This is a genomic window from Kordiimonas sp., from assembly GCF_048264555.1.
Classification (GTDB): Bacteria; Pseudomonadota; Alphaproteobacteria; order Sphingomonadales; family Kordiimonadaceae; genus Kordiimonas.
Map to the genome: position 1 here is coordinate 1 of NZ_JBLXCX010000003.1, position 21110 is coordinate 21110.

Sequence of the window (21110 nt, forward strand, 5' to 3'; positions counted from 1 at the left end):
GACCGGAGACCAGAACCGGCACCAGTGTTCCCTCAAGCGCCACCAGCCGCGCCTTCAAGGCCGCAATCTCTTCAGCCTGTGCACGTACCAAAGCTAAAACTTCTGAAAGCTCAGTGCCATCTTCAGCGTGCGTGGGACCCGCAGCGATCAGTGCGTAAGCGATAACCAGCGACCTCATCACCATCAGGAAAGCCCCGCCATGCTGATGTATTTGATCTCAACAAAGTCATCCAGTCCGTACTTTGAGCCTTCGCGCCCGATGCCAGATTGTTTGACCCCACCAAAGGGCGCTGCCTCGCTTGAGAAGGTGCCATCATTGATGCCAACCATGCCATATTCAAGTGCCTCGGATACGCGCCAGATGCGGCCCATATCACGGGTATAAACATAAGCCGCAAGGCCGTATGGCGTATCGTTCGCCATCATGATGGCGTCGTTTTCCTCCTCGAACGGATAGATGGCCGCGACGGGGCCAAAAATCTCATTCTGGCTGATGGTCATCTCGGGCGTTACGCCTGTGAGCACCGTGGGTTCATAGAAGTTTTCCCCCATCACGCCCGGCTGGCCGCCCAGCACAATGGTGGCACCACTTGCGCAGGCGCCGCGCACAAGGCCGTCCACCTTGGCGACCGCACCGGGGTTGATGAGCGGACCAACGGTTGTGCCCTCTTCTGCGCCATTGCCCATCTTGAGCTTTGTGACTGCTGCCGCCAGCTTGGTGGCAAACTCTGCCCGTACCCCGGCCTGCACATAAAAGCGGTTGGCGCTGATACAGGTTTGCCCCGCATTGCGGTATTTCGCCATCATGGCACCCGCCACGGCGGCATCAATATCCGCGTCATCAAACACAATGAACGGCGCGTTTCCACCCAACTCAAGCGAGATTTTTTTTACCGTATCGGCGCACTGGCGCATCAATAGCTTGCCTACACGGGTTGAGCCGGTGAAGGAAAGCTTGCGCACGTCATCATGGTCAGTGAGCGCCTTGGCCACATCGGTGGGGTTCTTGCAGGTTATCACATTAACGGCACCATCCGGGAGACCCGCTTCCTCAGCAAGGATAGCAAGCGCAATAGCAGAAAGTGGTGTATCTTCCGCCGGCTTCACCACAGCCGTGCAGCCCGCCGCCAGCGCGGGCGCTATCTTGCGGGTGATCATGGCGCTTGGGAAGTTCCACGGCGTGATGGCCGCAACAACACCCACAGGCTGTTTGATCACCAGCAGACGGCGGTTCTGGTCATTTGTCGGGATGATGTCACCGTATAACCGTTTGGCTTCTTCCGCGAACCAGACGATATAGGATGCGCCGTGCGCAACCTCACCCCGCGCTTCCGCGAGCGGCTTGCCCATCTCGAGCGTCAGCAGCTCGGCCAGCTCTTCCTGGTGGCGCATGATGAGCCCATGCCATGCCATCAAGGTTGTCGCTCGTTCCTTCGCTGTTTTTTGGGACCAGATAGCCATGGCTGCTTTCGCCCGCGCAACAGCAGCGATCACATCATCTGGCCCCATTTCCGCCACATCAGCCAGATGCTCACCCGTCGCCGGGTTGAGGACCGGAAAGCTTGCACCGCCCTGGCACGCATGGCGAAGCACCGCTTTGTGCAGCGGGGAAGAAAGCGTTACCGCGCGCGCGGGCGCATGGGCACCATCAGCCGGGGCAGCCATTATGCCACCCCCATGTCTTTAGCTGTTTGGTCAAGGCTCGCGATCAGGATATCGATCATATTGTCGATCTCGGCTTTGGTTATAATCAGCGGCGGGCTTGCCACCATGGACTGGCCAACCGCCCGCATGATAAGGCCGCGTTCAAGGCAGTGATCACGGCAACGCACCGCCACATTCTCCGCCGCATCGAACAGCTCACCGGTTTTCTTGTCCTTCACCAGTTGCACACCGGCAAGCAAGCCCGCGCCGCGTACTTCCCCTACCAATTTATGGCCAGCAACCGCCTCGTTCAGGCGCTTGCGAAAGTAAGGCGCGGTTTCGTCATGTACCCGCTCTATCAGCTTCTCGTCCTTGATTAGCTTGATGTTGGCAAGAGCCACAGCGCAAGCCACCGGATGGCCGGAATATGTATACCCGTGCGAGAACAGGCCGCCCTTTTGCAAACCCTTTTGGATGCGGGCACTATAAGCAACGGCAGCGATAGGCAGATAGCCAGACGACAGACCCTTGGCCATCGGCATCAGGTCCGGCTCAATGCCGTATGCCTGAGAGCCGAACCAGTGGCCCAGCCGACCAAAGCCGCAGATCACCTCGTCCGTCACCAGAAGCACGTCATATTTTTTACAGATACGCTGAATTTCCGGCCAATAGGTGGCTGGTGGTTCAATCACACCACCCGCGCCCTGCACAGGCTCTGCGACAAAAGCAGCGACATTATCGGCCCCCAGTTCCAGGATCTTTTCCTCAAGCGCTTGTGCCGCCTTGATACCGAAAGCTTCACGGGTCTGTCCCTTGCCATTCGCGAAATGGTGCGGGTGCATGATGTGTTCAAACCCCGGCAAAAGTGATTTGCCCATGTCGTGCATGGCCTGCATGCCGCCAAGGCTGGTGGCCGCAAGCGTGCTGCCGTGGTAGCCGAGCGTGCGGCCAATGAAGATATGTTTCTCGGGTTTCCCTTCCACTTCCCAGAAGTGGCGCACCATGCGGATGATGGTGTCATTGGCTTCAGAGCCCGAGTTGGTAAAAAAGAAGTGATTAAGATCACCCGGTGTCAGCTCTGCCAGCACACGGGAAAGCTCGATCTGCGGCGGTGTGGAACTTTGGAAAAAGACGTTATAATACGCCAGTTCCTGCATCTGTTTGTGGGAAGCGTCGATCAGTTCCTCGCGGCCATAACCGACGTTAACGCACCACAAGCCAGCCATGCCGTCCAGTATCTTGCGGCCGTTTGAATCCCACACATATGACCCTTCCGCACGGGTCACCACCAGCGGGCCTTTGGTGTCAAAATACTTTGGGTCGGTAAATGGGTGCAGATGGTGGGCAACGTCCAGGTCTTGCCACTCTTTGGTATTTCGCTCAACGCTAGACATAGATCACTCCAATTCTTTTTCTTTGTTCCTGTCGCGACTGCGGCTTATTGCGGCCTAACGGCGCTTGGCTGGATGCTTCATCCCTCACATCCCCCCTGCTCTCTACTTTGCCACTTATGGCCACCCCTTCTGTTTTGAGGCCACGGGCATAGTGAAATGAGTAAGGAACGGAGGGCTTTTCGGGAAGGTGCGAAGCAAGCCATAGGCGGTGACCATCGCGCACCGTATTAAGGGAAGAGGTTAATCTGCCACCCGCTTGAGGTTGGCATTCATCAGGCTGGCTATATGCCGGGCACCTGCATTTTCCTGCCCGGAAAGCCCTTCAATAATGCCTTCCATATCGGCTTTTGTTTTTTCCTGATTAAGCCGGGCGATGCCCTCCAGGGCGGTTACTTCAAAGTAAAACGCCTGCACCATGGGGATATAACGCGTTATCTGCTCAGCTGTGAGCGCGGTCATGCACCACGGGTCGGCACCATCATGGGCACTTGTCAGGACTTCCATATGATCAACCGTTTTGGCTAAAATCAGCAGGGTTTCGTCCGCATCCGATATAGGCACAAAGCGTCCGCGCGCCTGCACCGATACGTAGCTGAAAGTGGGTGCTGTGATATTTTCCCGGAACCAGCGCGGTGAGATATAGGCACCGGGGCTGATAAACTGTGCCACAGCTTCCACGCCCGCCTTGATGGCATCGCCATAGGCATTGCGCCCGGCAATATGGCCTGCAAGCCGCATGTCCTTGCCCGGCGTTGGGGCATAAATGAAGGGGGCGGATGTCAGGTGCATCTCGCCCTTATGGTTCGCAAAAATCTGCGCCACCGGATTGGCCTTGATATAAGCCATCATGGCGTTCCGGTCTGAAAACTCATAATGCTCGGGCACAAAACTATGTTTTCCCACATTATCCCATGTGCGCGCGAGCGGTGTTGCACCGCCTGTTGCTTTTGCTGACATGATATCCCCTCACTTCAACAGAATTGAAGGGCAGTGTGACGAAGCAACCTACCTGTGAGGAGACGCCAACCGTGCGCCGCGTGGTGACACTTATGCACCGGTCGGGGTGGTGCCGGGCAGCCCCTATTGTCCCGCCCAGGCCTCATTCCAGTCGATGCCGTGATAGTCTGGCAGCTCCCAATAGAACCTACTGCGCGGTACATCGGCGCTGATCACTTCATTCATGCTCATCGGGTCATAAATGCGCCCGCCAACCACGGTGTAGATCAGGCTATCTGTGTTGCGGATATCCTCAAGCGGGTTGCGCTCAAGCACAATAAGGTCAGCAAGCTTGCCTGCCTCAAGGCTGCCGATCTGCCCCTCAAGGCCCAATGTTTTGGCGCCGTTGATGGTCGCTGCCTTCAGGATGCGCGCATTAGGCATGCCGCCCTCTGCCATCAACCACATCTCCCAGTGCACGGCCAAGCCCTGTATCTGGGAATGCGAGCCCACGTTAATGGTGGCACCTGCGGCATCAAGTTTCGCCACAGAGCGCGCAACCGACTTGAAACCCACATCCCACAGCTCATCCGCGACAGACAGGCCTGTCATGCCGCGCACATAGGCGGGTGCTGAGTATGGCACCCCAAGCGCGCTGTAGCTGCTGGTAACCGCAGGCACATAAGCCTGAATGCGGGCATCTTCCCACGGGCGTGTTTGCGCATAGAGGAAGTTTTCACCCATAAATTCACCAAAGGTGGCGATAATGGTGGGCGTGTTGGGAGTATCGCCCGCCGCCATCAGTTGGATGATGTCATCATAAAGGGTTGCCACTGGGAAGTTGTGCTCAAGCGCCGTGTGGCCATCGAGCACTGCACTGATATTATTATAAAAATGGCTTTCACCTTCTATGTCCACCATCACCCCGGCCTCATGGCCCGCGCGCACAAGCATCTGCCGCTGTGACCGCATAGGTTGGCGATAGCTCTTGATAATCGTGCCGCCCAGTGCACGCTTGCGCGTCATCAGGGCGTCTGCATCTTCAAGACTGAAAATAGGTTCATACACCGGGTCGCCTTTGCCTGACCTGCCATACACAACCCCACCAACGCTGATGGTGCGCGGGCCGACCATTTTACCAGCCGCCTGCATTTCGCTCATGGCATAACTTGGCAACTCTGTCGCGTAAGGGTCATAATTTGTTGTGGCCCCAAACGCGAGGGAAGCATAATGGCTGGGCTGCTTTTCCGGCATCAAACCAACAGAGCTATAATAACAATCCTCCAGATGGCCATGCATGTTCACAAAACCCGGCATCAGCGTTTTACCGGAAACATCAACGATTTTAGCCACAGCAGGCACGACAATATCAGCGCCCACAGCCTTGATGCGGTCGCCTTCCACAAGCACGGTGCCGCGCTCGATCACCTCATCACCGCGCATGGTGATGATGCGTCCGCCAGTGAAGGCAATCATGCCCTTTGGCTTTTGTGCCGGTGCCTCAGCCACCAGCGTGGCCTGTACCGAAGCTGTACCGCTGGCTACATCAGCGCGATAGAGGCTCTGTCCCAGCACCCAGTGAAGGCTTTTTGAATCCGCCGCCCATGTAATGTCATAGCCGCTCAGGCTTGTAAGCTTGCGTGCGCCATCTGCCGATGATGACACAACTATAGGCGTGCCAGTTTCCATATAGGGCATGACGTAATACTGGCGGTTTTCCTTGAAGGCGATCCAATTCAGATCGGGGCTCATGTTCAACTCGAGGGTATCTGAGCCATAAGCCAGTGCATGCACCCGGCGGTCAAATCCGGCCGCGTTCACACTTTCAATACGAGTGATCTGGCCAGAGGCTCCCCACTCGCTGGTGGTGAAATAGATGCGACTGCCGTCAGGTGAAAACTGAGGCGCTTCCCCGGCTTTCAGCACCCGCTTGGTATTGCCGCTCATCAGGTCAGCGGTATAAATGCCCACATCGGTGCCGTAACCACCCATGCATTTGCTGCCTGCTTCAATGCGGTACAGAAGTGTTTTACCGTCATGCGAGAAGGCTGGTTCGCGCACCATGCCACGGGTATGCAGCAGAGTTTTGGCGTCACCACCCAGCGCCAGCACCTTCAAGCGGCTACCTTCTTCGTCCCGCCAATGCACATAGGCGAGTGTTTTGCCGTCGCTTGCGAACGCGGGCTCAAACTCAAGCCCGGCCTCATCAGTCACACGGTTGGCTTTGGCCTCCCCCGCGCTCTGGTGCCAAAGCTGCCCGAGGGCATGAAACACCGCACCATCACCGCCTGCTGTCGCCGCCAGTTGCCGCACAGCCTTGGCTGTCACCACATCGGGCGCAAGGTCATGGCTGACACGCGGGGCTTTCGCCAGCTGGTGTTCGGCGCTGGTGGTGAAAGGGATCACCTCAGCCGCACCGTTTTCCATATCTATTTTCTGGATTTTACCGCCCGCCCAGATGGCCACATGCCGCCCATCAGGAAACCAACCATATTGCGGATAAAAGGTGCCCTGCGCGATAAATTCGGCCTGCAGGTCACGATCGAGCCCGTCAAAAACCGGTATTTGCTCATTTGTTTCAGTATCGAAACGAAAGAGCACGGTTTTGTCCTTCACCCGGCGCACAAAGGCGATCATGCGACCATCAGGCGAAATCTCCGGCGTTAGAGCCCCACCAAAACCCGCGATCAGCGTGATGGTTTCCCCGGTTTGCATATCCCGGCGGCGGATACCATAGTTGGCGTGGTTGGCATCTACATGCACGTAAGACACATAAGGTTCGCCCACTTGTTCGGTATAATAGAGATAACGCCCATCGGGTGAAAACTGCGCTTCCTGTACATTCTGGCGCGGGCCGGGGGACGGAACCAGTTCAACACCTGCACCGCCACCACTATGAAAAAGCCTGAGCGACGCTGTATGGATATTTTCAAACAGTGCCGAGTGCTGGGTGGCGATAACATAGTCCCCGCCCGGGCCCCATGCGGGGCCAGAGAGCACATTTACCCCTTCAAACGTGAGCTGTTTTTCGTGGCCACCATCAAGACCAATCGTCCAAAGGTTATCGCTGCCACTTCTGTCGCTGAGGATCAGGATGCGGCTACCATCCGGGCTGAAACGCGGCATGCGTTCAAGCGCGGGCCCGGCGGATATAAGCCTCGCGGCCCCGCCACTTGCGGGCATAATATAAATATCCCCAAGCAAATCAAAGGCAATGGTGCTGCCGTCCGGGCTCACATCCACGCTCATCCATGTGCCTTCATCCGTGGTGATAGTGTGCGCATTGTGAGGCACGCCTGTGGCGGTGATATCCCACCCCTCGCCGGCCGCGCTGGAGGCCATGACGAACACCGCCAGAAACGATAAAATGAAGTGCTTACCCATCATCATTGTCCCGCCCAGGCCTCGTTCCAATCGATGCCGTGATAGTCAGGCATCTCCCAATAGAACTTGGTGCGGGGGCGGTCATAATTGCCAATTTCGTTCATGCTCAGGCTGTCATAAAGCCTGCCGCCAATCATGGTAAACCGCACCGTGTTGGTGTTTTTGATGTCCGCAAGCGGGTTGTCGTCCAGCACAATGATATCCGCCAGCTTACCCACTTCAAGCGAGCCGATCTTGTCCTCCGCGCCCAAAGTTTTGGCACCGTTGAGTGTGGCGGTGCGCAAGATGCGGTGATTGTCCATGCCGCCTTCCGCCATGGTCCACATCTCCCAATGGAGCGCGAGGCCATACACCTGCCCGTGTGAACCCGCGTTGATCGTTACGCCAGCATCATCCAGCCGTTTGGTTGACCGGCTCACGGCGCGAAAACCGATATCATATATCTCATCCACCGCATGCAGGCTGGTCATATTGCGCACATGCACCGGCGCGCTGTAGGGCGTTGCGGTAGGGCTATAACCACTGGTGCTCTCCTGCACATAGGCCATGACTTTGGGGTCTTCCCACGCACGGGTGGTCTGGTAGAGATAGTTCTCGCCCATAATTTCCCCGAACGTTACGTTCAGGGTTGGGGTATTCGCCGCCTCCCCATGCGCCATGAGCTGGATGATATCATCGTAATAGGTGGCGACGGGAATGTTGTGCTCCAGCGCCATATGGCCATCCAAGAGCTGGCTGATGTTATAGTAGAAATGGCTTTCGCCTTCCGCATCCACCATCACGCCCGCGTCGCGCCCGGCTTTCACAAGCTGTTGCCGCGCTTTGCGGAATGGCTGTTTGTAGCTTTTGATGACACGCCCCCCCAGCGCCCGTTTACGCGCCATGGTGTCTGCCGCGTCCTCTAGGCTGCCGATAGGCACATAAGTGTTGTCCCCTTTGCCTGGTCTGCCGTAGATAACCCGCCCGGTGGTGACGGAGCGTGGGCCTACAAGCACACCGGCTTGTTGCATTTCTGTTGCCGCATAAGACGGCAGTTCGGAGGTATAGGGATCATAATTGGTGGTAACGCCAAACGCCGCCGCCGCATAATGGCTTGAATGTTTTTGCGGCATCAGCCCGCCATAATAACAGCAGTCAATATGCCCGTGCATATCCACAAGGCCCGGCATCACGGTTTTGCCGGTGGTATCCACCACATAGGCGCCTACGGGAATATCAACCGCGCCCACCGCGCCAACGGCCTTGATGGTGCCGCCGTCCACCAGCACAGTGCCAGCTTCCAGCACCTCTTCACCCTTCATGGTGATCACCCGGCCACCGGTGAAAGCGACCAGGCCTTTCGGCTTGTCGGCCTTCACTTCAAGGCCAAGGCTCGCGAAAGCCTCCGGCATACCGTCATCCACAGGCGTAGTTTCGAAAAGCGCGTCGCCCAGCGTCCAGTAGAGGCTACTGGAATCAGCGCTCCAGCTGATGTTATAGCCACTGGTTTTTGTGAGCGCCCGTACCGGTACCGCTGCGCCCGTTGCGCGAACGTCCAGCGGTTGGCCTGTCTCCAGATACGGCATCACATAATATTGCTGGTTTTCCTTGAAGGCGAGCCAGCGGTGGTCTGGGCTCAGGGTCAGCTCAAACCGGTCTGCCGTGCTCGCGCGGGCGTGCTCGCGCTTGTCAAATCCGCCTGTGGTAACGCTATAAAGCACGCTGTCATACCCGTCGCTCGCCGTGAAATACACCCGGCTGTCATCGGGTGAGAAGCGGGCGTCAGTGCCACCATCTCCAATGCGCTCGGGCGTCGCGTCCGCTTTTGCATCCACAATATAAAGCCCGGGCCGGGTGCGGTATCCGCCAAGGCCCTTGTTGCCGCCATCGGTGGTGAACACAAGGCGTTTGCCATCGCTTGAGAAAGCAGGCGCACGCATTACACCCCGGCTGGATGCCACGGTTTTAATGCCCTTGCCGTTTGCCTTCATCACCTTGAGCGTGCTGCCCTTCTCATCATCCCACGTGATATAGGCGATATGCTTGCCGTCTGATGACCATGCGGGTTCAAACTCAAAAGCTGTGCCCGTGGTGAGCCGCACAGGTGTGCCATCCGGCAGGTGCTTTTTATAAAGATACCCCAGCGCATGAAACACGGCATATTGGCCGTCTGGCGACACCTTCAGCGACTGGGCGCTGCGCACCGTCACGCTGTCAGGTTCAAAGTCAGGCGCGAAACGCGGGGATTTGGTAATGCGGTGTTTGGAGTGTGCCTTGAACGGAATCTCGCTCGCTTCACCGGTTTCAATATTCACGCGGTAGAGCTTGCCCTTGCCCCAGATGGCAACGCTTTTCTCATCAGGGAACCAGCCAAATTTGGGGAAATATACGCCTTGCAGATAAAAATCTGCCTGCTGGTCCCGGTCCAGCTTGTCATACACCGGGCGCTGGGTGCCGGTATCCCGATCATAGGTAAACAGCACGGTTTTGTCCTTCACCCGGCGCACAAAGGCGATATAACGCCCACTTGGCGACACCTGAGGTGCGAGCGCACCACCAAAGCCCGCAACAAGCTGTTCAGTCTCCCCGCTTTTCAGGTCGCGTTGCATCACGCCATAGTTGATATGGTTGGCGTCCACATAGATGTGATGATCTTTAAGACGCTGGGTATAATAGAGATATTTGCCGTCGCGGGAGAACTCCGGCTCTTGCACATCACGACCATTGGCAGGTGTTTCCACCACCACACGCCCTTGCCCGCCACCCACATGATACATGCGCAGCGTTGAACTTTTCTGGTCTGAGTATCCGCCGCCTACAATGGCCGCGATGATATAGTTGCCGTCTGCGCTCCATGCCGGGTTGGCTACGAGATTGGTGGTTTCGCTTGTTACCGCGCGGGCACCGGTGCCATCTGTACCCACCATCCACACATTGTCCGCGCCATTCGCGTCGCTGATATAAAGGATTTTGCTACCGTCAGAGCTGAAGCTCGGGGTCCGGTCGATCGCGGGGCCAGAAGTCAGCGGCACTGCCTCACCCCCATGGGCAGGCAACAGGTACAAATCGCCCAAGAGGTCAAACACAATAGTCTTGCCGTCAGGGCTGACGTCAAGGCTCATCCATGTGCCTTCATCAAGGGTAAACTCTGCCTCGATATAGGGCTGTCCGGTGTCAGCAATGTCCCAGTCATCTGCCGCGAGGGCTGGTGCCATCATGCAACCAAGCGCCACGCCTGCAAGTAAGCTGCGTGTTTTGGAACTCGCGGAAAAAAGGCCTGTCATCCTCATACTCCCCAACAGTGAATTTATATGGTGTTCGCCTGTGTGTCCGTCAGGCTCCCCGTTCAGTCCTCAAAATAGACCGTTAGCTGCATCAACCGGCATAGATCACCAATCTTGTCCGTGTCTTCCGCCTTCATGGTAACACGCCGTCCTTCTTCTGCCGTGCGTATCACCAGATCATAAAGCAAGCGGTTGTCTGCGCTAAACGCAAGCCCGCCTGCCGCAGCAGCCATACAGTCACCCCCTAGCCAATCTGTTTTGTCTATCCCCACCCAGACGATATTTTCAAACTCCGGGTGCTTGCTGTCTTTCGTCACCACGGCAACACCCGTGATGCGCACGTCCGAAGCCCAGAACTGCTCGGCGTGCACTGGAACAGCGGCGAGAATGGGTGGCACGGCAGCCAGATATTTCATCATCGCCTTAACCACCACAGCCGCACCCCAAATACCATCATCACCAGCAGCCACAGGCCAACCGCGAATGATATGAGCCTACCAAAAGTGGCCAGATATTCACCGCTGTGGATGGCGTAAAAGCTGTTAACAAACCGGTTGGAGGCTGGCAGCGTGAGCGCATCCTGATGTGCGATTACCGCGCCGTCGAGTGCGCTGACAAACACAATTGTCTTGCCGTAAAGGCGGCGCAGCTCTTCCGGCTGCGTGAGCCTGATTTTATAATAAGGTTTTGCGGGCGTCGCGAGAGTGAACACCGCCACCTGCCCCTCCGGATACAAGCCCCTGGCCACATCAACCGCGGCACCCAGGCCAATTTCATCACCCGTGAATGCCTCAACGGCCGGGATATCCGGGCTGATGTCATGAGCGCCAAGCGCGTCTGCGATCGGGTCTTCCCACGCCAGTAAAACACCTGCGCCAATGCTCAGGATAGCTACCGGTGCCACAGCCAAACCCAACATGCGATGCACAGCATAATGGCCTGCTTTACCACCAACTTTACGCGGCCACTTGAATACCATTCGCCACTGACCGCGCTTGGGCCACGCGAGCCACAGCCCAAAACCAATATTGCTGATCAGCAGAATACCACTAACCCCTAGGATCACAGCGCCCAGATCACCCAGCCATAATTTATGATGTAACTCTAGCACCAGTTCAAAGAAGCCCGCGTCCAACACCTCAGGATTTGAAGGTAGTTCGCGCAACACCGTGCCGTCACCCGCCATCCGGAAGGCGCGGTAATCACCGCTCTCTTCCACTAGGTAAACATCGAAGCTGTTGAAACGTGCATCAAACGCATAGACAAACGGGATACGGCTGCCGGGCCGTTCCGCTATGAGGCCGTTCATACTTTTTTCCAGAAGCGCAAAATTGGCGGGCACATCAGCGGAGGGATGCGCTACGTCGTCAAGATTGCGTTGAAACACCAGCAACAAACCGGAGCATACCTGAACAAACCAGAACAGGGCCACTGTCAGGCTCAGGTAGCGATGAATAGTACGGATTGTTTTTGTCATGACCTCACCCGGAGAAAGCTGAAAGAAAAAGCCGTGCCGCCACGCACTTAACGGAAGCAGACACGGCTGAAACTCGAACCTTCCACCGCCTTATGCTCGGGTCTTGGGAGACAGGCACAAGGCGGTGGAACTTGGGGAGGGGGTTCCTAGAAATCCAAACCCATTTTGATACCGATGGTCCGTGGCCGGGTGCGGTTCGCATTGTTCCAGGCGTGGTACGGGTCGATATATTTATTCTCGTTGGTCAGGTTCTTGGCATAGAGCTCAACCGATACCGCACCGCGGGTCAGACCGATCCGTGCGTCCAGAAGCCCGATTGTATCGGAAAACTGCGGTGTATTTTCTGCCGGGAAGCTGGTGAGATCCACATAAGGCATCTTTGCACGGTGACTATAATCAAGCCGCACATAACCCGGCATATCTGCTGACCACTGGAAGTCATACATTGCGCCCAGCGTGAAGCTATAGTCCGGCACGTAATCGATCGGGTCACCCACAACGTTTGAGGTATCTTCAGCGTTGATCTCGGTTACCTCGGCATCAATCACAGTACCGGTTGCGCTGAAGGTAAGTGCATCAGTTGCACGCCATGAAAGCGATGCCTCCAGGCCCTTCACCTCTGCCGCACCAACGTTACTGACCAAAGACTGCAAGCCGAGATCCACACCAAGGAAGACAAGGCCGCGCCGCAGCATGTCGTCATATTTGGTGTAATAACCGGCGACATCGAAGTAAACCGCGCCGTCAAGCGCTGCACCTTTCAAGCCCACCTCATAACTCCAGAGTGATTCTGGATCATAGGCCGGGTTGCCACCTGTGTTGAACCCACCGCTTCTGAAGCCTTTGGCGACACTCGCATACATATTGAGGTCGTCTGTCAGGGCGTAGGAGAGATAGAAACGCGGGTTGATGGTGTCAAACTTGCCTTCTTCAGTTACCTGATTAGGGGCGAAGCCGTTGGTCTCGGACGCGTTGTCCTCAAAGTAACGCACGCCAGCACCAAGCTCGAGGCGGTTCCAGCGGTAGGATGCGTTCGCGAACAGCGCAAACGACTCTGATTTATTGCCAGAGAAGTATTCCTGGTCCGTTACAACAAACCCGAAATAGTCATACTCGAAATATGCGGTTAGTGACCGCTCCATATCCCGGTAGAAACCACCGACTGTCCACTGAAGTGGGCCATCGCCGGTTGAGGCGAGGCGTACTTCCTGTGTGAACTGTTCACCCGGGTTGAAACGCTCGTCGTTACCCTCATATCCGCCCAGATAAATCGTGTCTTCACCGCCCCGGTAGGAGAACGGATAGTTATGGGTCTGGTCAACATAGGAAGAGGAACTGATCAGCTCTGCGAAGCCCATGTCGTATGTGAGCGTCAGGTTATAAAGCTCATAGTCCCAGAGCTTTGACATCTGCGCCTCAGACGGGTCGATCGCCACAAAGATCGTGCGGTCAGGGTTTTCATAGCCTTGACCCAGCTCATATTCTGCGTGATAGGATACAAACGTAGCCAAAAGGCTCAGGTCTTCTGTTGGTTTCCAGAGCGCTTTCAGGCGGAAATTCTGCAACTCTTCATCGTTACCGTTTTTGATGCCTGCTTCAGGATGATCCTGCCAGCCACCACCGGTTTTCACGGTGCCCGCAAGACGAAGGGCAAACTTGCCCTCAACCACTGGCACATTCACAACGCCGGTAAATTCTGCGCCCATGGAGCCGCTGTCCACTGTGCTGAGGTCAGCTGAGACATTGCCTTCAAAGGCGTCCAGCACCGGGTCGTTGGTGATGTAACGGATCGCACCCCCAACGGCACCCTGGCCGTATAGCGTGCCCTGCGGGCCTTTCAGCACCTCAATGCGTGCAATATCCAATGTGCGGGTTGGCAGCACGTCATACCCCGTGAGCACCATTGGAACTTCGTCCTGGTAGATGGATGTGAGCGAGCCGCCGCCATAGGCGTTTGCAATACCACGCAGAAATATCTGGTAGCTGCCGGGGCCATCTTCACGCATGGTCAGGCCCGGTACAGCGAAAGACAGGTCCTGAATGCTGTCGATGCCGCGCTCTTCAAGCTCAGTGCCGCTCATGGCCGTGATCGCCATCGGCACTTCAATCAGGCGCTGTTCCCGCTTCTGGGCGGTCACGACAATCTCTTCCAGCATGATATCTGTATCAGCGGCTTCCTGAGCCAGCGCGGGTGCCTGCATCAGTGCAATACATGACAAGGATGCAAGATAGTGAACTGCATATTTTTTCATTTTGGTTTCCCCTCCGAGATGGCTGGTAACAACCCCTGATCTTGCGGTTATTCCACCCGAGATTTCCTCACGCTTTTAAGTATGACTGCGCGTTTTCAACAAAACAGATGCCAATAGTGCAACAAACGGTGCCTCCGGCGCACCACAGCTGGTGCGCCCCGCACACTGGGTATTAATCCGTTTTGATTTCCGCGGCTCCGGGACGGGATTTCAGCCCTATGCCCTTCAGGGCAGGTGCTGCCGCCTGCGGGAGATAGTCTGCATCCAGCTTGGGGTCAATATCCGTGACAACACCCTCACCCAACACCACCTTGGCGGTCTCACCGTCTGTAAAATAAGCGGCTTCGACATCACCAAACATCAGGCTGTTCTCAATCTCGATCACACCACCGGTGAGCGCGCGCATGCCGTATGGTGCATTGCCTGCAATGATACTGTTCCGCACCACAATATGACCGGTGTCCGGCGCATAGATGCCGTCATCAAGGTTGCCGACAAACACGCTGTTCTCGATCAAGGTTTCGGTGATATCATAGCCGCCAATGCCCGCTTCCTCACTGCCGGACACCAGCGAGTTCCTGAGCGTGAGCTTCGCGTTTTCCTCAAGCCAGATACCCATATGGCTGTCTGTGATCCTGAGGCCGGATACATCAAGCGTGCTGGCACCGCGAATAGTAAGCGCCATCTTCTTCGTGCCGTGAATGCTGGTATTGGTCACTACGCCCCGGCTGTTGATGAAAAATAGGCCATGGCCGTCATAGATATCGTCCGTATCGCTGCCTGACTGATAGTCGCGGATATTGATATTGTTGAAGCTGACATCGCTGCCTACAATCACAAACGCGTTGGAGGGTGTGCCGTCGCTGCCGTCAAACACCGCCCCGGGCGCCGCTTCAATATGCAACTTCTTCCTATTGATCAACACAGCACCGCGAATGCGTAGCGCCTCACCATCATCGGTGAACGGCACATCCTGGGTCGCGCCGGGCCGATAGATGCCCGCGTCAATTTTAATGGTATCGCCCACACCTGCGGCATCAACGGCGGCCTGCAAACCCGCAGTCCCCTTATAGGCGCACGCTGCACCCGGCACATCTGCGCACACATCAAGTGTATCGGCCCGCGCAGGCACGGCGGCAAAAGCCATAAGCGCGGCGACAGGCAATAGGCGGTATATCTGGTCCATGGTTGAAACTCCCCTTCTTAATATCCGGTAAGGCTAGCAGCACCAATTCCCGCCAGAAGGTGCCAACGCCGATAAAGCTGGTGCGCCCTTCTCACCACCTTTAGCCTTATTCGCACCTACCGTTCCACCCTTGGCATGGGCTAGCCTCTATATGAGTAGCGGGACAGATCAAAAAATGGGAAGGCCATATATGACAAACCTGACACCTAAAATCGGTTCAGCGCGGGATGCTTATTCCGGCAGGTTGTTCCCCACTGTGCAGATTGAAACTTTCAGGAATATCGACCAGCTTTTCCCCGTGCGTACCGTCTCCCGTGGAGATGCACCAGTAAAGGCTTTCAAAGACCGCCCGTTGCCGCTCGATGACATGACGATCGAGACCGACCAGGGTGATTATGACCTATACGACTATATCGCTCGCAACCGTGTGACGGCACTTCTCGTTGCGAAGGATGAACGCATAGCACTTGAGCAATATGAATATGGCAACACAGACGCTACGCGCTGGATGTCCATGTCCATGGCAAAATCCATCAGCACTACCCTGGTGGGCGCAGCAATCCACGACGGTTTTATCGGCAGCCTTGATGACCAGCTCACCAAATATCTGCCCATCCTAAAAGGCGGATCCTATGACGGAGTATCCGTCCGCCACCTGTTGCAGATGACATCCGGTGTGCATTGGGATGAAACCCACACAGACCCGAACTCGGAACGCCGCCATGTGCTTGAGCTGCAGCTGGCGCAAAAAGCAGGCTCCATCCTTCAATATATGGCGAACCTGCCGCGCGTGGCAGAGCCCGGCACACACTGGAATTATTCCACCGGCGAAACCCATGTTGTGGGGGAACTGCTGTATGCTGCAACAGGCGAATATCTGTGTGATTATCTATCCCGCAAAATATGGTCTCGCCTCGGCATGGAAGCGGACGCCACATGGTGGCTTGAAGCGCCAGACGGGCTGGAGGTAGCAGGCAGCGGGCTAAGTGCAACCCTGCGAGACTATGCCCGCTTCGCCCATTTTGTCATGAACGACGGTGTGATTGACGGTGAGCGCATCCTGCCAGAAGGCTGGGTAAGGGAAGCGGGCAGCGCCCGCGAAGTTGGCGGCCAGCCGCTTGACTATGGCTTCATGTGGTGGCCAGTGCACCCCAGCACAGGCACCAACTTTGAAAGCGGCTTCAGCGCTCGCGGTATCTTTGGACAATATATGTATATCAACCCAGCGGAAAAGATCGTGATTGTGGTGTGGAGCGCACGGGCAAAACCTATTGGTTCTGAGGTCATTCTCGACAACGACTTTTTCAATGCGGTGGTAAAAACAATCCGCTAAAGCAGCAACTGGCGCCGCAATACACCCAAAAAACATAAAAGTGGGAACAGGGGACAATAATGACAGACAAGGCAGAAACAGCGCCGATCTTCACGGCAGCAGCAAGCGGGAAAGACTTCATGGGCCACCCGCGCGGCCTTGCTTACATTGTGTTTACCGAAGCGTGGGAACGCTTTTCCTTCTACGGCATGCAGGCACTTCTCGTGCTTTATATGGCAGGCTATCTGCTGCAGCCCGGCACCATTGAAAATGTTGTAGCATTTGAAGGCTTCCGTGCCGGCGTGGAAACTGTCTTTGGGCCATTGTCCATCCAGGCGCTGGCCACGCAAATCTTTGGGCTTTATATCGGCCTCATCTACTTTATGCCCGTGCTGGGCGGCTGGTTGGGTGACCGTGTCATGGGCCAGCAGAAAGCGGTTCTTGCCGGTGCGGCCCTTATGGCGCTTGGCCATTTCCTGATGGCTTTTGAAGCCGCCTTCCTCTTTGCGCTTAGCGCGCTTATTTTTGGCGCGGGCCTTCTCAAGGGCAACCTCGCCGCTCAGGTCGGGCGGCTTTATGCCAAGACCGACCAACGCCGGGATACAGCCTATTCACTTTACTGCATGGCTATCAATGTGGGTGCCGCAACCGCGCCCCTTATCTGTGGCACACTGGGCGAACTTTATGGCTGGCACTACGGCTTTGGTGCAGCGGGCATTGGTATGCTGGTTGGTATTGTCATTTATGTTCGCGGACGCAGCTACCTGCCGCCAGACACCGTGCGCGGTGACAGCGCAAACCGCCCAAAGCTGGAAAAAGGCGACGGCCGCACCATCGCCGGCATCCTTGCGCTTTTTGTTATTGCCGCTCTTTTCTGGACAGCGCAGAGCCAAGTCTGGAACACATATCCACTATGGATCAGGGACCGGATCGACCGCGTGTTGTTTGACATGCAGGTGCCTGTCACATGGTTTCAGGCGCTTGATTCCGTGGCTGTGCTAGCCCTTGCACCGCTTATCATGTGGTATTGGCGCAAGCAGCGGGACCGTAAGGCCGAGCCCGGCGACCTCAAGAAAATTATCCTTGGCTGCAGCGCTTTTGCAGCCGCGTGCGTATGGCTCGCGTTGGGGGAAGCCCTGTCAGGCGGTGACCAGCTTTCGCTCCTGTGGCCCACAGTGTTCCATTTTGTTTGTGCTGTCGGTTTTCTGTATGTGGGGCCTATCATGTTAGCGCTGGTATCAAGCGCCGCACCGGAGGCCGTAAACGCTATGATGGTGGGCTCATACTATCTATCGCTTTTTGTAGGCGGGTTCGCGAGTGGTTGGCTTGGCCGCTTCTATGAGCCGCTTTCCGAAAGCGCCTTCTGGCTCTTGCACGCGGGCATCGTAGGCGCGGGTGCTGTGCTTGTGTTGATATTCTATGGCCCGTTCACCCGCATCCTGAAGTTGGATGCAAAACACAGCTAATGCTTTAAAAAACACACCCTTAAGCGGGTCGCCGTACCCATGTGCATTTGCTTGACAGACGCCTGTAACACCACCAGCATGACGGTGGTGTTTGGTGTAACAGTTAATCTGGTCAGAGTTTATGAGCGCTGAAAAGCAGAAACAGCCCCCTATCCACACGAGCCTGCCGTCCCGCAAGGCACTACCGCCTTTTGAGGCGCTACGTGCGTTTGACGCTGTGGCCCGGCTTGGTGGCATCAGGAAAGCTGCACAAGGGCTGGAGCGAGACCATGCAGTGATCAGCCGCCATATCCGAACCATTGAGAGCTGGACCGGCGCTGTGCTGGTAGAACGTACGCCCACGGGCATTGTGCTCACAGAACAGGGCCGTGAATACCACGAGAAAATTGCCCGCGCGATTGATGCGCTCGCAAACGCCACCCTTGATATGATGAAAAGCACCGACAACCAGCCGGTGCATATCTGGTGCATGCCCGGCCTGGCCTTCCATTGGCTGACCGGCAGGCTTGGTGCGTTTGAGGCAGCCTACCCAGGTGTTGGCGTTGAAGTGCGCCCCACAGACACAAGCCCCGACCTTGTCGCCAACGAGGCAGACGTGGATATCCGCTTTGTGCCGCAGTATGGCGGCGCGTTTCAGACCCCGCAGGGTATCAAGCGGCTCAAACTGGCAGAACTGCCCATCATTGGTGTGGCAAGCCCTGACTATCTGGCGGGCAGACCAGAGATCAATACCCCGCAGGACATGACCGAACACCAGCTTCTGCACGAGGAAGACACTCAATATTGGCAGGACTGGCTCTCTGCCTACGGCGTGAAGCCGAGTGTGGGGCTTTCAGGTCCTCTGCTGTGGCAGGGGCACCTGACGATGGATGCTGCGCGCCACGGCCGCGGCATCGCGCTTGCCAACCACCTTGTTGCTGCAGCTGACCTTGCAGCGGGCAGGCTCGTGGAAGTGGGTGCAGGCAAACCGGCGTTCAAAAGCAAAACACCCGGCGTATATTTCTTTATGGCCCGCGCCGACCGGTGGGAGCTGCCTTCTATCCGCCGGTTCCGTACATGGTTACACACAGCCATTACCAAAGAACTGCCATAACCCACATAACGCGCGCGAGGTGCCCCTTGGTGCATAAAGCGCACCAGGTGAGATGCCGCGCGCATCTTCCTGCTTGTATCCCGCACGCTAATATTTACCCTTGAAGCGAAAATGAAACTCGGGAGCGCGGGACAATGAACCGGACAATTGGGAAAAAATTATCGACGAGTGTGGCGGCGGCTGCACTTATGTTTGGTGCAGGCGCGTTTGCGTCCCAAGATGAGCTCAAACCCGTACTCAATGCCCCGTCTGACAAGACCCTAAGTTATGACTGGCCTATGCTCAAGGTTGGTACCGGCACCTATGAAGAAGGACCAACCGGCGTCACCGTATTTCAGTTTGAAAAAAAAGCACTTGTTGCCGTTGATGTGCGGGGTGGCGGGCCCGGTACCGTAAACGCTCCTTATATGGACCTCGGTTATAATTATGCCGAGCTTGATACCATCGTCTTCTCTGGCGGCTCCTGGTATGGGCTTGAGGCAGTGACCGCCGTTGCCACAGCACTGAAGGATGACGGCATCAGAGACGGCAACGCCTTCAGCCTGGAACCCAACATCGCCATGTCAGTCGGGTCGATCATTTTTGATTTCGGCAGCCGCAGGCTGAACGAGATCTATCCTGATAAACGCCTGGCACAAGCCGCCTTCCGTGCCGCAAAAACCGGTACCTTCCCCCTTGGCGCACATGGTGCCGGGCGTTTTGCCAAAAGCGGTGGCTTTTTTGGCTGTAATGCCTTCTCGGGCCAGGGTGGTGCATACCGTGAGATCGACGGCGTTAAAATCGCCGCCTTCGTGATCGCGAACCCTTACGGCGCCATCACCAGGCGCGACGGCAGTCTGGCCGCTTGTTATGAAGCTGAGGGCTGGCCCGAAGGCACCCTCCGCACGCCAGACCTGATGCAAGGTTTCCCTGCAAGCCGTGAAACCGGTAAAAGCGCAGCCGAAGACGAAGCCGCCAGCAGCAAAAACACCACCGTCAGCATGATTGTGACCAACCAGAAGATGGACCCGGCAGACCTCAAGCGTCTCGCCGTGCAGGTGCATACCTCGATGGCGCGCGGTATCCAGCCGTTTGCCACCCAATATGACGGTGACGTTCTGTACGCCGTTTCAACCGGTGAACTTGAAGAGCCCAAGTTCTATTCGCCCGATCTGGGCGTGATGGCTTCCGAAGTGATGTGGGACGCACTTCTGGCCTCGGTGCCCGAGCAGCAGAAAGCGACCACACCTGATGCCACTGTCCGCCACAGTGCGGCGGAGCTTGAGGCATATGCAGGCGACTATCATTTCAGCCAGTTCGCCAGCCTGAGTGTGAGTGTGGAGGGTGGCAAGTTGTTCGCGAAAGCCAGCGGTCAGCGCAAGGTATATGGTATTGAGCACGAACACGCGACCGAACTCAAACCCGTATCACAGGGCGAGTTCATGGTGCCGGGCCGATACCCGCTAACCCTTCGTTTTGGCCAGGGTGGCAATCTCGTCATCAACCCTGGCCATTGGGAACAGACAGGCAAACGCAGTCCCGCGCGCTAAATCCTACAACGACATTAATTTTGTCCAGAAATTTTCAGACATTTTTAGTGTCGTTTTCCGAGGTAGCACCAGCAGACAGAATGTGGCGAATATTGGTGGCGAAGGTCGCGGCTACATCATCTGGTAGTTAGAGTGGACAGGATTACTGTCGTGGGACAAATGATAGTCCCACCG

At 56.3% G+C, this 21110-nt stretch carries 13 protein-coding genes and 1 pseudogene; 4 read left to right on the forward strand and 10 right to left on the reverse strand.

The features are described from left to right. The 10 genes and pseudogenes from ACN0XZ_RS09870 to ACN0XZ_RS09915 form a co-directional block, all read right to left on the reverse strand. Positions 1–184, reverse strand: a pseudogene (locus ACN0XZ_RS09870) (hypothetical protein); the annotation flags it as partial. Then, positions 184–1665, reverse strand: a complete 1482-nt coding sequence (locus ACN0XZ_RS09875; protein WP_417457585.1) for an NAD-dependent succinate-semialdehyde dehydrogenase — start codon at positions 1663–1665, stop codon at positions 184–186. The gene ACN0XZ_RS09875 and the pseudogene ACN0XZ_RS09870, both read right to left, overlap by 1 nt. Continuing rightward, positions 1665–3038, reverse strand: a complete 1374-nt coding sequence (locus ACN0XZ_RS09880) for an aspartate aminotransferase family protein (protein ID WP_417457586.1) — start codon at positions 3036–3038, stop codon at positions 1665–1667. Before ACN0XZ_RS09880 ends, ACN0XZ_RS09875 begins: the two co-directional genes overlap by 1 nt. A gap of 240 nt (positions 3039–3278) precedes the next feature. Beyond that, a complete protein-coding gene (locus ACN0XZ_RS09885; RefSeq protein ID WP_417457587.1) occupies positions 3279–3995 on the reverse strand; it encodes an FMN-binding negative transcriptional regulator in 717 nt (238 codons plus the stop codon). Between the two features lie 123 nt (positions 3996–4118). Then, a complete protein-coding gene (locus ACN0XZ_RS09890) occupies positions 4119–7364 on the reverse strand; it encodes an amidohydrolase family protein (protein WP_417457588.1) in 3246 nt (1081 codons plus the stop codon). Beyond that, positions 7361–10621, reverse strand: coding sequence for an amidohydrolase family protein (locus ACN0XZ_RS09895; protein WP_417457589.1), 3261 nt, complete (start codon positions 10619–10621; stop codon positions 7361–7363). The genes ACN0XZ_RS09890 and ACN0XZ_RS09895 overlap by 4 nt, the downstream gene beginning before the upstream one ends. Positions 10622–10683: 62 nt before the next feature. Then, a complete protein-coding gene (locus tag ACN0XZ_RS09900) occupies positions 10684–11055 on the reverse strand; it encodes a hypothetical protein (RefSeq protein WP_417457590.1) in 372 nt (123 codons plus the stop codon). Then, positions 11037–12098 (reverse strand): PepSY-associated TM helix domain-containing protein, encoded by a 1062-nt coding sequence (locus ACN0XZ_RS09905; RefSeq protein WP_417457591.1) that lies wholly within the window; start codon positions 12096–12098, stop codon positions 11037–11039. The genes ACN0XZ_RS09900 and ACN0XZ_RS09905 overlap by 19 nt, the downstream gene beginning before the upstream one ends. A 146-nt stretch (positions 12099–12244) precedes the next feature. Then, positions 12245–14350, reverse strand: coding sequence for a TonB-dependent receptor (locus ACN0XZ_RS09910; protein ID WP_417457592.1), 2106 nt, complete (start codon positions 14348–14350; stop codon positions 12245–12247). A 172-nt stretch (positions 14351–14522) separates the two neighbouring features. After that, positions 14523–15536, reverse strand: coding sequence for a right-handed parallel beta-helix repeat-containing protein (locus ACN0XZ_RS09915; protein ID WP_417457593.1), 1014 nt, complete (start codon positions 15534–15536; stop codon positions 14523–14525). A 190-nt stretch (positions 15537–15726) separates the two neighbouring features. Between ACN0XZ_RS09915 and ACN0XZ_RS09920 the strand changes: the two genes are divergently transcribed. From ACN0XZ_RS09920 to ACN0XZ_RS09935, 4 genes are all read left to right on the forward strand, one after another. After that, positions 15727–16869 carry a serine hydrolase domain-containing protein gene (locus ACN0XZ_RS09920; protein WP_417457594.1) on the forward strand — a complete coding sequence of 381 codons (1143 nt, stop codon included), beginning with the start codon at positions 15727–15729 and terminating at the stop codon, positions 16867–16869. A 59-nt stretch (positions 16870–16928) separates the two neighbouring features. Beyond that, positions 16929–18314: a peptide MFS transporter gene (locus ACN0XZ_RS09925; RefSeq protein WP_417457595.1), complete on the forward strand. Its 1386-nt coding sequence runs from the start codon at positions 16929–16931 to the stop codon at positions 18312–18314. Positions 18315–18435: 121 nt separating this feature from the next. Further along, positions 18436–19407: a LysR substrate-binding domain-containing protein gene (locus ACN0XZ_RS09930; protein ID WP_417457596.1), complete on the forward strand. Its 972-nt coding sequence runs from the start codon at positions 18436–18438 to the stop codon at positions 19405–19407. A gap of 134 nt (positions 19408–19541) precedes the next feature. Then, positions 19542–20936 carry a P1 family peptidase gene (locus ACN0XZ_RS09935; RefSeq protein ID WP_417457597.1) on the forward strand — a complete coding sequence of 465 codons (1395 nt, stop codon included), beginning with the start codon at positions 19542–19544 and terminating at the stop codon, positions 20934–20936. Positions 20937–21110 lie beyond the last annotated feature (174 nt).

What these genes read in the sequence shown, in the direction of transcription:
- ACN0XZ_RS09935 (WP_417457597.1), top strand. Translation starts at nt 19,542, where the DNA reads ATGAACCGGACAATTGGGAAAAAATTATCGACGAGTGTGGCGGCGGCT.
- ACN0XZ_RS09890 (WP_417457588.1), bottom strand. Translation starts at nt 7,364, where the DNA reads ATGATGATGGGTAAGCACTTCATTTTATCGTTTCTGGCGGTGTTCGTC.
- ACN0XZ_RS09915 (WP_417457593.1), bottom strand. Translation starts at nt 15,536, where the DNA reads ATGGACCAGATATACCGCCTATTGCCTGTCGCCGCGCTTATGGCTTTT.
- ACN0XZ_RS09875 (WP_417457585.1), bottom strand. Translation starts at nt 1,665, where the DNA reads ATGGCTGCCCCGGCTGATGGTGCCCATGCGCCCGCGCGCGCGGTAACG.
- ACN0XZ_RS09880 (WP_417457586.1), bottom strand. Translation starts at nt 3,038, where the DNA reads ATGTCTAGCGTTGAGCGAAATACCAAAGAGTGGCAAGACCTGGACGTT.
- ACN0XZ_RS09895 (WP_417457589.1), bottom strand. Translation starts at nt 10,621, where the DNA reads ATGACAGGCCTTTTTTCCGCGAGTTCCAAAACACGCAGCTTACTTGCA.
- ACN0XZ_RS09920 (WP_417457594.1), top strand. Translation starts at nt 15,727, where the DNA reads ATGACAAACCTGACACCTAAAATCGGTTCAGCGCGGGATGCTTATTCC.
- ACN0XZ_RS09925 (WP_417457595.1), top strand. Translation starts at nt 16,929, where the DNA reads ATGACAGACAAGGCAGAAACAGCGCCGATCTTCACGGCAGCAGCAAGC.
- ACN0XZ_RS09910 (WP_417457592.1), bottom strand. Translation starts at nt 14,350, where the DNA reads ATGAAAAAATATGCAGTTCACTATCTTGCATCCTTGTCATGTATTGCA.
- ACN0XZ_RS09885 (WP_417457587.1), bottom strand. Translation starts at nt 3,995, where the DNA reads ATGTCAGCAAAAGCAACAGGCGGTGCAACACCGCTCGCGCGCACATGG.
- ACN0XZ_RS09905 (WP_417457591.1), bottom strand. Translation starts at nt 12,098, where the DNA reads ATGACAAAAACAATCCGTACTATTCATCGCTACCTGAGCCTGACAGTG.
- ACN0XZ_RS09930 (WP_417457596.1), top strand. Translation starts at nt 18,436, where the DNA reads ATGAGCGCTGAAAAGCAGAAACAGCCCCCTATCCACACGAGCCTGCCG.